A 14,484-nucleotide genomic window follows, 5' to 3' on the forward strand; every position below is an offset into this window, starting at 1 on the left:
GGGCGTCATTGCCAACCCGCTCAATGCTGGCCCCCTTCGAGATAGGCGGCCTTCACCTGCGGGTTGTCGAGAAGCTCGCGGCCCGTGCCGCTCATCGTCACCGCGCCCGTCACCATGACGTAGCCGCGATGGGCCAGCTTGAGCGCGTGATAGGCGTTCTGCTCGACGATGAAGACGGTGAGACCCTCGCGCTCGTTGAGGTCGCGCACGGCCGAGAAGATCTGCTTGACGATGAGCGGGGCGAGGCCGAGCGACGGCTCGTCGAGCATGAGCAGGCGCGGGCGGCTCATCAGGGCGCGGGCGATGGCGAGCATCTGCTGTTCGCCGCCGGACATGGTGCCGCCACGCTGGTCGAGCCGCTCCTTCAGGCGCGGGAACAGGACGCACATGCGCTCGAGATCCTCGGCGAAGTAGCGCCCGCCATGCAGGGCCGCGCCCATCTGCAGGTTCTCGCGCACGCTCATGCGAGAGAAGATGCGCCGCCCTTCCGGCGACTGGGCGATGTTGAGGCGCGCGATCTCGTGGGTCGCCATGCGGGTGATGTCGCGGCCCGCATAGGTGATGCTGCCGGTCCGTGCCTGCGGCTGGCCGAAGATCGTCATCATCAGGGTCGACTTGCCGGCCCCGTTGGCGCCGATCAGGGCGACGATCTCGCCCTCTTTGACGTGCAGATCGACGCCTTTCAGGGCCTGGATGCTGCCGTAATAGGCAGAGACGCCACGCACATCGAGGAGCGGCGCCTGAAGCGCGCGGGTCTCCTCCACCAGGACGTTGATGCCGGCGACACTCATGCTTGCGTTCCCGTCAGGCCGACCTCGGCCTCCACCGCCGCCACTTCCTCGTCGTCGACGCCCAGATAGGCGGCGATGACGCGGGTATCGGTGCGGATGTCGTCGGGCGTGCCGTCGGCGATCTTGATGCCGTAATCGAGCACGACGATCCGGTCGGAGATCTGCATCACCACCGACATGTCGTGTTCGATGAGGAGGACGGAGGTGTCGTACTCGTCCCGGATCAGTCGCAGCAGGGTGTTGAGCTCCGAGGATTCGCGCGGGTTGAGGCCGGCGGCGGGCTCGTCGAGGCAGAGCAGCACCGGATCGGTGCACATGGCCCTGGCGATTTCGAGCCGGCGCTGATCGCCGTAGGGCAGGTCGCCGGCGGCATCGTCGGCCCGCGCCGTCAGGCCGATCCGGTCGAGCCAGGCGGCGGCTTTCTCGATTCCCGCCTTCTCGGCGCTGCGATAGGCCGGCAGGCCGAGAATACCGAGGATCGAGAAGCCCGAGGCGCGCATCAGCGGCTTGTGCATGGCCACCAGCAGGTTCTCCAGCACGGTCATGCGCGGGAACAGGCGGATGTTCTGGAAGGTGCGGGCGACGCGGGCGAGCCGGTTCACGTCATGCCCGGGCAGGCGCTCGAGAAGGTAGGTCTCGCCGCCCTTCTGCACCAGGCGGATCATGCCCTCGCTCGGCTTGTAGAAGCCCGTGATGCAGTTGAAGACCGTGGTCTTGCCCGCGCCGTTGGGGCCGATCAGGGCCGTGATGTCGCCGCGCCCGACCTTGAACGAGAGGTCGTTGACGGCGGTGAGGCCGCCGAACCGCATGGTCAGGTGGTCGACGATCAGCACCGGATCGGCGGGGCCGCCGGGAATGGCGGCGGGGGGCTCGTCCTGCAACGTCGCGAGCCGGTTGATGCCTGTGGCGAGGGTCATCGGCCGCGCTCCGCGATGGTGACGGAGGGCGTTCGCTCGGAGATGAGGCCGCGCGGGCGGAACACCATCATCGCCACCATGGCGAGGCCGAACAGAAGCAGGCGGTACTCGTTGGGGTCGAACCCCTCGCCGAACACGGCCTTGAGGAAGCCGAGATTGCGCAGGAGTTCGGGGCCGCCGATCATGACGATGGCGGCGATGGCGACGCCGATCTGGCTGCCCATACCGCCGAGCACGACGATGGCCAGGATGATGGCGCTCTCCAGGAAGTTGAAGCTCTCCGGCGAGACGAAGGCCTGCCGCACGGCGAAGAACGATCCGGCGAAGCCCGCGAACATCGCCCCGAGGGCGAAGGCGGTGAGCTTGGTGATGGTGGTGTCGATGCCGAGCGAGCGGCAGGCGATCTCGTCCTCGCGCAGCGCCTCCCAGGCCCGCCCGAGGGGCAGGCGCCGCATGCGCAAGGTCACGAGGTTGGTGACGAGCGCCAGGACCAGGATCAGGTAATACAGGAAGACCAGCCTGTGCATGGCGTTGAAGCTGAGCCCGAACGTGGCGGCGAAGCCGTTCTCTCCCGCCGTGAAGGGCAGGCCGAAAAAGCTGACGCGCGGGATCGAGGAAATGCCGGCCGCGCCCCCCGAGAAGTCGGTCCAGTTGATGAGGACGAGGCGGATGATCTCGCCGAAGGCCAGGGTCACGATCGCGAGGTAATCGCCCCGGAGCCTGAGGACGGGAAAGCCCAGCAGTACACCGAAGGCGGCGGCGAACAGGCCGGCCAGGGGCAGGCAGATCCAGAAGGACAGGCCGAACACGGTGGAAAGCAGGGCGTAGGAATAGGCCCCCACCGCGTAGAAGGCGACGTAGCCGAGGTCGAGGAGGCCCGCGAGGCCGACCACGATGTTGAGCCCCCATCCGAGCATGACATAGGTCAGGATCAGGATGCCGAGATCGATCCAGTAGCGGCCCTCGCCGAGGGACCCTGTGAGGAGGGTGGCGAGGAGCGGCAAGGTGAGGGCGATCACGAGGGTGATGGGCGCGAGGATCGCGGCGAGGCGGCTCGCCCCTTCCACCACCGGCGCACGGGCGGCCCGCCGCCGCGCCCGCCCGGTGAGGTAGAGTTGCTGCACGAGGCGTAGCACGAAGATGGCGGCGCAGAGGGCGAGCACGGTGCCCCAGCGGGTGGTGATGACGAGGCCGATGCCTTGGCCGAGATCGGTGCGGTAGCTGACGATGGGCACACACAGGCCCAGCGTCACCAGGGCGAACAGCCCCGCATCCTTGATCAGGCCGGGCAGGGGAGACGCCTCGGCGCGGGCGGTCGCGGCGATGGGGGTGGTCGAACCGGTTGCCACGTCAGACCTTCTCCACTTCGGGCCGGCCGAGGATGCCCGAAGGCTTGAAGATGAGCACGACGATGAGGATGAGGAACGCGGCCACATCCTTGTACTCGATGGTGAAATAGGCCGACCAGAAGGTCTCGATCAGGCCGATGATGATCCCGCCGATGACCGCGCCGGGAAGCGAACCGATGCCGCCGAGCACGGCGGCGGTGAAGGCCTTCACGCCGGGTACGAACCCGTCCGAGAACGAGACCACGCCGTAATAGAGCAGGTAGAGCGTGCCCGCGACGGCGGCCAAGGCCGCGCCGAGCACGAAGGTCAGAGAGATGGTGCGGTCGACATTGATGCCGAGCAGCGCCGCCATGCGCCGGTCCTGCTCCACGGCGCGCTGCGCCCGGCCGAACGGCGTCTTCTGCACGAGGTACCAGAACCCCGCGAGCAGCACGGCCGTGGTGATCATGATGATCGCCTGCTTGTAGGACAGGGTCACGGTGTATTGCTCGTTCTGGTAGAGCACGACCACGTCGCGCACGAGGGGCGGCACCGGCTTGTTGCGGGCGCCCTGCACCACCTGGACGAAGTTCGACAGGAAGATCGACACGCCGATCGCCGAGATCAGCGGCGCGAGGCGAAACGACCCGCGCAAGGGCCGGTAGGCCATCCGCTCGATCGCCCATCCCCACAGGGAAGTCAGCGCCATGGCGATGACGAGGACAATGAGGAAGACCAGGGCCACGGACGAGAGGCCGAGCCAGGTAGTGAGGATGAGAAACGCGATGAGCGCGATGAAGGCCGAGACCATGAAGACGTCGCCATGCGCGAAATTCACCATGCCGATGATGCCGAACACCATCGTGTAGCCGATGGCGATCAGGCCGTAGATTGACCCGAGGGTCAGGCCGTTGATGAATTGCTGGGCGAAGAATTCCATTGATGGGCTTTCGCGAATGGCATGCCAGAAGCGCGAATGGCATGCCAGATGGCCGCCCGCCGCCATCCTTCGTGGAGATCGGCGCGGGCGTGGGGAGTGTCCGCAAGAACGCCCCGGGGTCAATCCAAGAATCGTTCTCGTCCGAAGGGATTGTCAGTCAGCGTCATGACGCCGCTCTCGGAGGTCGGATGCTCGATGCGGGAAGAAGAACGCTCTCCGCCAACGCGGCCATCCCAGACGAGCCATCGTCGACCCTACGGTTTCCCGTAGTACGCAACCTTTCCGGGCACTGCCAGACATGCGCCGAGGACGGAGTTGCTGGCATGATCCACATCATCACCCCCGCCAACGAGGGCGATTACCGCGACGAGATGGAGCAGGCCTGGCGCCTGCGCCACGAGATTTTCGTGACCGAGAAAGGCTGGTCGGACCTCGCCAGGCCGGATGGCCGCGAGATCGATCAGTTCGATACGCCCCATGCCATCCATTTCCTGGCGATCGAGGATGGCAGGGTGATCGGCTATAGCCGGCTTCTGCCGACGACGCGGCCGCACCTTCTGTCCGAAATCATGCCACAGCTCTGCGAGGGCGAACGTCCGTGCGGCACCCGGACCTGGGAATGGACGCGGCAGGCCGTGGCGCGCTCGCACAGGGCCCGCGGCAAGGTGGTCAACCCGGTCTCCCTCGCCCTGCTCACGGGCATCGTCGAATGGGGCATGCACCACGGCGTGAACCGCCTCGTGCTGCAGATGCCGACGCTCTATCTGCTGCACGTGGTGCAGCTGCACTTCCGCGCCCGCCCGCTCGGGCTGCCCCACACGATCAGCGGCGAGGACATCATCGCGGCGACGGCAGAATTCGACGAGCGCACCCTCGCGCGCCTGCGCAGCGTCAGCGGCAACCCGGATTCCGTGCTCGCACCCTCGTCCTACGCCTATCTCGCCGCCTGAGCGGCGGCCACTCGGCAGACAGCAGACGACACCTCGAAGACGAGGGTCTTCGACAACAGAACAAAAGGGCGCTCCCCATGTACTCATCGGCAGTGAACCGGGAGGATCACCTCCAGACGCTGGCAGGACATTGCATCGCGGCACGGGAGATCATCGAAACGTCGGGCACGCTGGTGATGCGCCAATTGGTCGATCTCCTGCTCTTCGAGATCGGCGTCGCCATGGCGAAGGCGACCGAGGCCGAGACCCAGACCGGGCAGCAATCGGTGCTCGGCCACTGAACCCGTCGACCACGGGACCTCCGCGCCGACCGGACGGCGCGGGCCGGGGTGAACCAGGACCCGGCCGCATGTGTTGAGGGTTCAGCAGATCGCTCCCGATCGTCTGGAAGAACCGACATGCCGGCATTCGTCCGTACCCTCGCGCTCCTCATCGTCGCCGCCTCGGCGGTTCCGGCGCTCGCACAGGACGGCCAGACGGGACAATCCGCCTTCCTCACCCAGGCCCCGCTGGGGAGCTTCAAGGCGTCCAAGGTCATCGGCCTGCGCGTCGTGGGCCAGGATCATGTCAAGGTCGGCACCATCGAGGACGTGCTGGTGGACGGGAACGGTCGCATCCAGGCGGTGGTGATCGATGTCGGCGGCTTCCTCGGTGTGGGCGGCAAGCGGGTCGCGGTGGCCTTCGACCAGATGGCGTGGAACACCAACGCCAAGGCCGGAGAGCTTCCGGACCCGTCCATCGTCAAGCCGAAGGACGCCCCCTCCGAGGCTCGAGCCGCCAAAGTGACACCCGAGACCATGCCGGGCGCGAAATCCGGCGATGCCGTCCTCAAGGCGGAGAATACCGGCGATACCGACCAGGCCACCGGCCCCGCGGGCGCCGCCACCACGACCGAAGCCACGAAGGGCCGGGCGAGCGTCCATGTCGGCGAGCCGATCGAGGCGGAGATCCGCCAGACGAAAGCGGAATTGCAAGCCGCGCCGGTCTTCACCTACCCGACGCAGAAGGCGGAGTGAGGAGGCGTGCCGGGCGCGTGGTTCGGGAGCGGCCGCGATCCGCCCGCATCGAACCTGGGCTGCGGAGCTTGCGGCCGGATGCGCATTCCAGACCTCCGGCCTGAACCCGAGATCCGAACCCGACAACACTCTTCTTGATGATCGCTCGACGATCCCATCCGGCCTCGTGGCCGTCTCCGGGATCAGACGCTTCGGGGTACAACAACTCGATTGAGTTGGTGCGGCCAAGAGGACTCGAACCTCCACCCCTTGCAGGACTAGCACCTCAAGCTAGCGCGTCTACCAATTCCGCCATGGCCGCATCGGTGCCACCCGTTCCGCCGCGCTCTCCGCCGGAGGGCGGTGCGAGGCGTTTCGTGTGGCGCGGCGCAGCGGATAACAGATCGAATCTGCCACGACAAGCGCCGTCATGCGTCTCAGATGAGATCGACCGGTCCATCAAGGATCTGAACCGCCCCATCGCCGATGGTGACGCCCGGAATGCGGACCACGTCCGCCTTGCGGATGAGCTCGGTGATCTCCACCGAAATCCGGTTTCCGGTCACGACGATCTGACCGCGCGCGATCGGGTGGTCGTTGGCGAGAATCTCGACCATATCGGTTTCCGTGGATTCGAGTTCGATCACGGCGCCGCGGCCCATGCGCAGCAGCATATGGAGCGGCATGTGGCTGCGCCCGAGCACCACCGAGAGATCGACCTTGAGGTCTTCGAGAACTGCCACGCGCCACGAACTCCGTCGGCCCGCACCGGGCCTGCCATGCCGGAGTGTTCCTGAGATATGGTGAAGCCTTGGTAAACGAACCCGCCGGCAAAGACCGTCTCTCCGTCTCGACGGTCGATTTTCGGCCGCGCTCCGGCATGCGGCCGGTCCTGTGGCGGATCAGCGACACTCCCGTCCCCTACGAAGAGGCGGTGGCCGCAATGGAAGCGCATGCGGGGCGGATCGCCGGCGGGGAGGCGCCGGAGATGGTCTGGCTGCTCGAACACCCACCGCTCTACACCGCCGGAACCTCGGCGAAGACCGGGGACCTCGTCGAGCCGGATCGGTTCCCGGTCCACGCCACCGGGCGGGGGGGCCAGTACACCTATCACGGGCCCGGCCAGCGGGTGGCCTATGTGATGCTCGATCTCAACCGGCGCAGGCCGGACCTGCGCGCCTACGTCTCCGCCCTGGAGGCCTGGATCATCGCCACGCTCGCCGCCTTCAACGTGCGTGGCGAACGGCGCGAGGACCGCGTCGGCGTCTGGGTGCGCCGCCCCGACAAGGGGGAGGGGGTGGAGGACAAGATCGCGGCGATCGGCATCCGGGTGCGCCGCTGGGTGAGTTTCCACGGCATCAGCCTGAACGTGGAACCCGACCTGTCGCATTTCTCCGGCATCGTGCCTTGCGGCATCTCCGGACACGGGGTGACCAGCCTCGTCGATCTCGGCCAGATCGTCACCCTGCCCGAACTGGACATGGCGCTGCGCGCGGCGTTCGAGGACATTTTCGGGGAGACACAGGACGAATGAGGGCTGGCGCCGGACGGATATGGCGACGCGTCATCGCTTCGGCACGAAAGAGTAGACCTATAAATTTGAATTATATATCAATATTCTATGTCTATCTCGAAGGCACAAATCTGAATAAGTAAACATTATTCCTCAATGGCGATTTATAGTCATTCCAATCTATTCGATGAGATTCATCCATCCGCCATTGAACAATTGACACACCCGGCTTCGCGTTCGTAGTTCGGCACTTATCGTCGTTCGACAGAGAGATGGTCTGTCTCACGCAGCACTGCACTTCCCCGAGGGCGCGCATAGTCGGCACATATCTGGGCGTCGCGGCGGAAGATCCGGTCCGTGCAATCGGGACCGCAGGGTTATTCTGGTAGGCGAGCGCATATGACGACCCGCACCGTTCTGTTCCGCCTGCATTGGCTGCTCGGCCTCACGGCGGGGCTCGTCCTGGCCCTCGTGGGCGTGACGGGCGCGCTGCTGAGCTATGAAGAGGCGCTGACGGAATGGGCGAATGCCGACCGCGCCTTCGTCACCGCGAGCGATGCGCCCCGCCTCTCGCCCGCCGCCCTCAAGGCGCGGGTCGAGGCGCAGCAGCCGGGGAGGGTAGTGAGCTCCCTGGCCCTCTGGGGCGATCCCGAGCGGAGCCCGCGCATCCGGTTCGCCAACGACCCGGCCATGGGCGCGCGGCCGCCGACCCTCTATCTCGACCCCGTCGACGGCCGGACCCTCGGGGAGATGCGCCTCGAGGACACGTTCGTCACCATCCGCAAGCTGCATCGCTGGCTGCTGCTTCCGGGCGACGGCAAGGGCTGGGGCCGCAGCATCACCGGCATCTGCGCCATCGCCCTCCTGGTCTTCCTGGCCACCGGGCTCTACCTGCGCTGGCCCAAACTCCATACGTGGAAGATCTGGCTGAAACCCTCCCTCAAACGGCCCGGACGACCGCGCTGGTGGTCGCTCCACACCATCGCGGGGACCTGGCTCGTGCCCTTCTACGCCGCCATCGCCCTGACCGGGCTGTGGTGGTCCTTCGACAGCTACAGGAACGCCGCGACCTGGCTCCTCACCGGTGAGACCCGCGCCCCTCGGGCGGCACGCGGCCCCGGCGCGCCGCCTCAGACCACGGGCTCGGCCCTCGATACCGCCTGGGCGACGTTCAGCGCCGGGGAGGGCGCCGGCGCGCACATGGCCCTCATCGCGCTGCCGGGGCCGGAACAGGCGGCGATCCGCATCCGATTCCTCGCCAGCGCGTCGGACCTGCCGAAAGCCCGCGACGAGGCGACCTTCGACCCCGCCACCGGCGCCCGCCTCTCGCAGACCCGCTTTGCCGACAAGCCCCTCGGCCGGCAGATGGCCGAGAACATGCTCGAAGTGCATCGCGGCCGCTTCTTCGGCGGGTTCGTCGCCTTCCTGTTCTTCGCCGCCTCCCTGGCGATGCCGCTCTTCGCGGCGACCGGCCTCACCCTCTACGTCCTCCGCCGCGGCGCCCGCCGCCGCAGGCTGATGGCGGCAGCCCCTGCCGGCGCGGGGACGATCCGCGCCTGATCGGGCGTCCGCCCATGATGCCCCTCAGGCAGCGATCTGCCCGGCACCCGACGATCCAGGCCGGCTTCCGAGTAACGATCTCCTCCGGCGGTCCACATCTGACGGCTCATTCCGTCTGTTCACGACCCTTGGCAGGCATCGGGAAGGTCCGCTTCGCGGCAGCTGGGCGGACGATGACTACGACTGGGTTGAGGGATCTCGGCCAGTCCGCAATCAGTCAGATAGGAGAAAAAATAGACTTGATGACGACTTCCGCACTCAAACAATGGGCATATCATCCGCAAGACGTAGAGTACTCGCGCGGCGACATCCCTACGAATCGTCGAAACATGGCTGCAAAAGCACCGGTGGTTTCATAGCCCAGGGCTTGGGCAGTCCCGGTCACGGACTCTCCAGCAATCAGCATCGGCACGGCCGAGAGAATCCGGGCTTGCTGACGCCACGTCGAGAGGGGGCAGCCGAGTTCATGAAGAGCGAGGCGTCTCAGAGTCCGAACTGATGCGCCGGCGCGACGCGCCAACTCGTCGATCCGGTGCTCTTCTCCAGGCCGGGCCAGTATGCCGGCACAAACGCGCGCTAGGCGGGGGTCTGAGGGCATCGAGAGGGCGACACCTTCCGGGTCGAGATCGGCGAGTTCATCGACCAGCACGGCGGTGAGGCGGCCAATACGCTCTCCATCGCTTGCGGCGCATGGATCGAGCATGCGCAGGATCAACTCCCGTACCAGCGTTGGGACCACGAAGCCGCGAGGCACATCGCCCAAGAGCCGCTGGGCGCAAGCCGTTTCGATGTAGAGCGTCCGGAGCGACACGTCTCCCCGTGCTCGGAGTGCATGCGTCAGGCGCGGCGGGATCCAGAGGGCTCGCCGAGGCGGGACGAGCCACAGGCGCTGAGCCGCCCGGATCTGCATGACGCCGGCCGTGGCATGGATAAGCTGCCCGCCGACATGGCAATGCTCGCCGACGACCGAGCCATCCACATAGTCACGCGCGATGGCGTGGAGGGACATCGCTGCCGGCTCGTCACGCGTGGCCACCGACGAGATGAGTACGGAACCAGTCACGAGCGGCAGTACTGGTTTGCTCGAAGAGCTTGACATAGGGATCGAAATGGCCTCCGGCGAGCAACATCAGATGCTTGGGTGGGAGCGCCCGCTGGTAAGCTTCCAGGCAGAGTTCCGTGGCCGTCAACAGGTCGTGGTCGGCTACGATCATCAAGAGTGGGGTGGGGCTGATACGGGCGATATGGATGGCGGGTTCGTTCTCGCGCGCCAGTTCAGCGCTGCGGAGGGTGAGTGTGTTACGCCAAGTTGGCGCAAAATCTCGGGTCTCGGTGAAGAAGACATAGGCGTCGCTGCCGGCCATCGCACACCCTTCATGCGGATCGTTCGAGACGGCCGGGAAGGTCGCAGGCTCCTCACCCCTGAAACGCGTGGCACGATCTGCGTCGAGCCGGGAGAGCAACGCCGGCACGAGATCAGCACGCGTGCGTCGAAGTGCTGAGCAGTAGCCGCTTATCGTCGGCACTTGACTGACGACACAGCGGACGCGCCGATCGAGGGCAGCAACCTCCAGCACATGGCCTCCGCTGTAACTTGTCCCCCATAGGCCGATGCGGGCGGGATCGACCCAAGCCTGGGTCTCGGCAAAGCTGATCGCATCGCGATATCCGCGTCGCTGCAGGACGGGATCGGCTTCCTGCCGGGGCAGCCCGTCGCTGGAACCGAAGTTGGCGTGATCGTACACCAGCGCGCCGAGACCAGCGGCAGCGAAAACCTCCGCGTAGTGGTCGAGGTATTGCTCCTTCACCCCTGACAGGCCGTGCGCCATGACAATGCAGGGATGGCTCTGCGCCTCGCCTTCTGGTTCGTAGAGCCAGCCGCGCAAGTTACGGCCTTCGGAACGAAACTCGACATCGCGACGCATCTGGGATCCCCATTTGAGAAAGGATCATCTATCCGCTTCGTCGGATGGCCGGCGTCGCCTGATCGGCCAGAAAGGACGCTGTATCGGCCAACATCATGCTGGACCTATCGTAGCGGCGGACGTCCGCTATCAGGCTCGACAAACAGTATCCTGAACGTCTCCGTCAGGTCGGAGGCGAAACGTCTGCTTCTGGCCGAAAGGCCAGAGTCCGGAAGCTATCCGTAGGCGAAGTTGCCCCATCTCGCCCCCCACGGCAGGGTGGGGATGTGAAGCACGCGGAGTATCGGATGACGTGGCGACTCCATTGGCTTGAGGCATCCGGCGATCTGGGGCCCTGGCGTAGCACCATCGCTGATGAGGTCGAGATCGCTCGAAAGGCCGTAGCGGGCGTGCTACCGGTGCCGCCGCTCGACATCCTCGTTCAGCGCCTGCCCGGCGCGGTGATTCCGGAGACCGGCACGACGGAACAAGCCATGCGCCCTGGTCTGTTCTCCCTCACCATCGACCCCGACAGCCCGAACTTCGCGCACTCGCTGCGAAATGGGGACCTGCGCCAGACCGTGGCGCACGAGGCCCACCACTGCATGCGTATGGCCGGTCCCGGCTACGGCTGGACCCTGGGCGAGGCCCTGGTTAGTGAGGGCTTGGCAGGCCAGTTTGTGAGCCGCCTGTTCGGCTCGCCACCCGCGCCGTGGGAATGCGCCGTGACCGATGAGGTGCTCGCGGCCCACCTGCCGGACAATGCGACGCTCGCCGGCGACGGTCACGACCACCGCGCGTGGTTCTTCGGCTTCGAGGGACGGTGCCCGCGATGGCTCGGCTACACCCTCGGCTACCGGATCGTGGGCGACTGGCTGGAAGCAGGGGCGGACACCGGTGGTGAAACCTGGGTCAACATCCCCGCCCAAGAAGTCATCAAGGCCGCACGCGGACGAACGCTGTCAAACCTTTGAGCCGACGAGCAGCATGGTTCGCTTTCCCCCCTTCTGGGCATTCTGGCTGCCAGCTTGAATGGGTGTCATGGTCGGGTGAGGCTCTGCAGCACCGGGGCCATCCCATGGAGCGCAAGTGGCGTCTGAGCGGATGATCCTTCGTCCGGCCGAAGAGAGTGATGTGCCCGCTCTCGTGCGCCTGCTGCGGCGCTCCTGGCTTGTCACCTGGGCGCCTGAACTTCCGTTCGAGGCGGTTCAAACCTTCGCTTCGTTCGACCCTGCGCGGCTTCACGCCGAGAACCAGTGGCGAAGCTTCATCGTCGCTATCCGGGACGACGTGCTGATCGGGATGATGCAGGTCGAGGACGATCAGATCGCCGACTTGCACGTCGATCCTGCCTTTTGGAACGAAGGGTTGGCTCGAAGCTACTCGACGCCGCCGAGCGGCAAGCCGCACGCATTCATCACGTCGTGCGCCTAGAGGTGCGTGCGTTCAATTCCCGAGCACGCGCCTTCTACGCACGTCATGGTTGGAGAGAGGTGCGCAGCTATCCCGGCATGGAGTGCGGGAGCCCTGTTGAGAATGTGGAGATGCAGAAACGCGTCAAAGCCTAAGGCAGAACGTCCGCCCCGCATTGCGACGGTTCTATCAGGCACCAAACGTCAAATTTTGGCGAGAGCGAAGACCAACGCATCCCGTCGCCGGGAAGGGCAGGTGGGTCCGCGGCCATACCATGTCCCGGCGGGGGGCATCTCGGCCCCCGCGCCGAAAATTGCCCGGATCAGACCACTAGCAGGTCGGAGGCGGTCAGTTCGGGCTTGCCGAGAAGGGTCGCGAGCAGCACCGCATCGTGGTCGGTGCCGGAGCCGTCCGCGTCGTAGAAGAGATGGCCCTTGGCCGCGTCGTAGAGGATGCGGTGGTCTTCCGTGGTCGCGGCGCCGACGGCGAAGGCCTCGTCCGATAGGGAGCCGGGGGTCAGCGCCGTGAAGACGCTGGCATCGAGGGCGAGCCTGTCTTCGCCGTGGCTGAAATCGACGATCCGGTCCTTCTTGCCGGCGGGAAGCGTATCGAACACGAAGGTGTCGGCACCGGCGTCGCCGCGCAGGACATCCGTTCCCGCGCCGCCTGTCAGGATGTCGTCCCCGGCGCCGCCGAACAGCCGGTCTTCACCCGCGCCGCCGAGGAACTGGTTCGCCTCGGCATCGCCCCGCATGGAATCGGCGAAGGCCGAGCCCTTGACGATCTCGAAGCCGGAGACGCCCCCCGTGCCCGTGGCCCGGCCGGTTTCGAACAGCGCGCGCGCCGATGCGCCGAAATCCGAGTAATCGAGCGTGTCGGTGCCGTCGCCGCCGAGGCTGAGGCCACGGATGGCCGAGCCCGTCTCGATGGCCAGCGTGTTGTCGCCGGAGCCGAACTGGATCGCGGTGCCGCCCGAGCCGATGATGCGGCCGGCATTGACCACCACGTCGTCGAGGGCACTGACGATCTTGATGGCAATGCCCGACCCGCCGTGGATGAGCCCCGCATTGTCGATGCTCGTGAGGAACGGCGCATCCCCCTGCGACGAGTCGTCGATCAGGATTCCGAGGCCGGCGCCGTAGATCCGCGCGCCGGCGAGATTGACGATGTCGCCGCCGCCCGCCGCGATGCCTTCGGCGGTGTTGGGCAGCCCGTCGGACCCCGTGCCGCCGGCGCCGAGGCCGCGGATGGTGCCGTGATTCTCGATTGTTGCACGGAAATCGACGTCGATCCCGTCGCCGTCGCCGTCATTGATGCCGTCCGGGCCGCCGCCGTCTTCGGAACCGGGCGTCGCGCCGTTGACATCGGAGCCGGCCGCATCCGCGAAGGTGCCCGTGATGATTCCGTGATTGATCACGGTCGCGGTGCCGTCCGAGCCGATGCCGGAGCCGTTGCCGCAGAGGATGCGGGCGCCGGCCTCGTTCGTCACCGTGGCGACGCTGCCCTCGCCCATATTGACGCCGTGGCGGTCGCCGAGGATGGCGCCGCCGGCATCGTTGCGGATCGTCCCGCTCGCCCCGTCCTCGAACTGGATACCGTCGGCACCCTGAACGTAGCCGGTGGCGGAACCGCCCCGGATGGTGCCGCTATTGACGAGATCCAGCGTCGCGCCGATCCGCACGCCGTCCGAGACCAGGGACAGCAGCGAGCCGGCATTGTCGATCTCGGCGAGGAACCCGCCCGTGGTCGAGGCGAGGTCGAGGGCCTGGCCTTCGGAGGAGACGATGGTCGAGCCGCTATCCGTGGTGATGGTGAGCGTGCCGGCGGCGACGGTGCCGTCCTGGATCTGCACGGCATCGTCCCCGGCGCGGATGGTGCCGCCATTGTCGATCGTCGCGGTCAGGGTCGCGCCGATTTCGCTCTCGAAGCGGATCGCGCGGCCCCCGGCGGTGTTCTCGATCAGTCCGTCATTGTGGATCTCGGCGCCGTCCGGGGCGACCTGGAAGCGCACGGACTGAGCATTGGCGGAGACAGACAGGGTTCCGTCCACCTGCAGCGTGTCGGCGCCCGCCAGGGTGAAGCGAGCGGTCTGCGTCGTGCCGTTCGCGACGGAATAGGCGGTCATGCGGTCTCATCCTCGGCCGGACGCGTCCGCGGACGAGCGGACGTCAAA

The 14,484-nt window shown here is 66.5% G+C and carries 15 protein-coding genes and 1 tRNA gene; 7 read left to right on the forward strand and 9 right to left on the reverse strand.

Annotation, left to right across the window (positions count from 1 at the left end):
* Positions 1-20: 20 nt before the first annotated feature.
* From RQI43_RS13875 to RQI43_RS13890, 4 genes are read right to left on the reverse strand one after another with little or no spacing between them, the layout of a single operon-like run.
* A complete protein-coding gene (locus RQI43_RS13875) occupies positions 21-791 on the reverse strand; it encodes an ABC transporter ATP-binding protein (protein WP_056429401.1) in 771 nt (256 codons plus the stop codon).
* Positions 788-1,708 (reverse strand): ABC transporter ATP-binding protein, encoded by a 921-nt coding sequence (locus RQI43_RS13880; protein ID WP_405030621.1) that lies wholly within the window; start codon positions 1,706-1,708, stop codon positions 788-790. Before RQI43_RS13880 ends, RQI43_RS13875 begins: the two co-directional genes overlap by 4 nt.
* A complete protein-coding gene (gene livM, locus RQI43_RS13885) occupies positions 1,705-3,057 on the reverse strand; it encodes a high-affinity branched-chain amino acid ABC transporter permease LivM (RefSeq protein ID WP_405030622.1) in 1,353 nt (450 codons plus the stop codon). Before livM ends, RQI43_RS13880 begins: the two co-directional genes overlap by 4 nt.
* Before the next feature lies 1 nt (position 3,058).
* Positions 3,059-3,976 (reverse strand): branched-chain amino acid ABC transporter permease, encoded by a 918-nt coding sequence (locus RQI43_RS13890; protein WP_056429449.1) that lies wholly within the window; start codon positions 3,974-3,976, stop codon positions 3,059-3,061.
* 323 nt (positions 3,977-4,299) lie between these two features.
* Between RQI43_RS13890 and RQI43_RS13895 the strand changes: the two genes are divergently transcribed.
* The 3 genes from RQI43_RS13895 to RQI43_RS13905 all read left to right on the forward strand — a co-directional run bounded on the left by RQI43_RS13895 (position 4,300) and on the right by RQI43_RS13905 (position 5,942).
* A complete protein-coding gene (locus RQI43_RS13895) occupies positions 4,300-4,926 on the forward strand; it encodes an acyl-homoserine-lactone synthase (RefSeq protein ID WP_056454281.1) in 627 nt (208 codons plus the stop codon).
* A 77-nt stretch (positions 4,927-5,003) separates the two neighbouring features.
* Positions 5,004-5,207, forward strand: a complete 204-nt coding sequence (locus RQI43_RS13900; protein WP_056429404.1) for a hypothetical protein — start codon at positions 5,004-5,006, stop codon at positions 5,205-5,207.
* A 117-nt stretch (positions 5,208-5,324) separates the two neighbouring features.
* Positions 5,325-5,942, forward strand: coding sequence for a PRC-barrel domain-containing protein (locus RQI43_RS13905; protein ID WP_056429406.1), 618 nt, complete (start codon positions 5,325-5,327; stop codon positions 5,940-5,942).
* Positions 5,943-6,158: 216 nt separating this feature from the next.
* Here RQI43_RS13905 and RQI43_RS13910 read toward each other — a convergent pair.
* Positions 6,159-6,243, reverse strand: a tRNA-Leu gene (locus RQI43_RS13910).
* Positions 6,244-6,358: 115 nt separating this feature from the next.
* Complete coding sequence (locus tag RQI43_RS13915) at positions 6,359-6,664, reverse strand: FliM/FliN family flagellar motor switch protein (RefSeq protein WP_056426499.1); 306 nt, start codon at positions 6,662-6,664, stop codon at positions 6,359-6,361.
* Between the two features lie 137 nt (positions 6,665-6,801).
* Between RQI43_RS13915 and lipB the strand changes: the two genes are divergently transcribed.
* Positions 6,802-7,455, forward strand: a complete 654-nt coding sequence (lipB, locus tag RQI43_RS13920; protein WP_311275586.1) for a lipoyl(octanoyl) transferase LipB — start codon at positions 6,802-6,804, stop codon at positions 7,453-7,455.
* A gap of 378 nt (positions 7,456-7,833) precedes the next feature.
* Positions 7,834-8,994 carry a PepSY-associated TM helix domain-containing protein gene (locus RQI43_RS13925; protein WP_311275518.1) on the forward strand — a complete coding sequence of 387 codons (1,161 nt, stop codon included), beginning with the start codon at positions 7,834-7,836 and terminating at the stop codon, positions 8,992-8,994.
* A 274-nt stretch (positions 8,995-9,268) separates the two neighbouring features.
* On the opposite strand, the gene RQI43_RS13930 is transcribed toward RQI43_RS13925, so the two are convergent.
* Together RQI43_RS13930 and RQI43_RS13935 are read right to left on the reverse strand one after the other, a co-directional pair.
* On the reverse strand, positions 9,269-10,003 hold the full coding sequence (locus RQI43_RS13930; RefSeq protein ID WP_311275519.1) for a helix-turn-helix transcriptional regulator: 735 nt from the start codon (positions 10,001-10,003) through the stop codon (positions 9,269-9,271).
* 13 nt (positions 10,004-10,016) lie between these two features.
* Positions 10,017-10,919, reverse strand: a complete 903-nt coding sequence (locus RQI43_RS13935; protein ID WP_311275520.1) for an alpha/beta hydrolase — start codon at positions 10,917-10,919, stop codon at positions 10,017-10,019.
* A 287-nt stretch (positions 10,920-11,206) separates the two neighbouring features.
* Here RQI43_RS13935 and RQI43_RS13940 point away from each other — a divergent pair, with 287 nt between their 5' ends.
* Positions 11,207-11,872 (forward strand): DUF2268 domain-containing putative Zn-dependent protease, encoded by a 666-nt coding sequence (locus tag RQI43_RS13940; protein ID WP_311275521.1) that lies wholly within the window; start codon positions 11,207-11,209, stop codon positions 11,870-11,872.
* 130 nt (positions 11,873-12,002) lie between these two features.
* Positions 12,003-12,332, forward strand: a complete 330-nt coding sequence (locus tag RQI43_RS13945; protein WP_311275522.1) for a GNAT family N-acetyltransferase — start codon at positions 12,003-12,005, stop codon at positions 12,330-12,332.
* Positions 12,333-12,633: 301 nt separating this feature from the next.
* Here the strand turns inward: RQI43_RS13945 and RQI43_RS13950 are convergent, their stop codons facing one another.
* Positions 12,634-14,436 carry a calcium-binding protein gene (locus tag RQI43_RS13950; RefSeq protein WP_311275523.1) on the reverse strand — a complete coding sequence of 601 codons (1,803 nt, stop codon included), beginning with the start codon at positions 14,434-14,436 and terminating at the stop codon, positions 12,634-12,636.
* Positions 14,437-14,484: the final 48 nt, after the last annotated feature.

This window comes from Methylobacterium sp. WCS2018Hpa-22 (assembly GCF_031843785.1).
GTDB lineage: Bacteria > Pseudomonadota > Alphaproteobacteria > Rhizobiales > Beijerinckiaceae > Methylobacterium.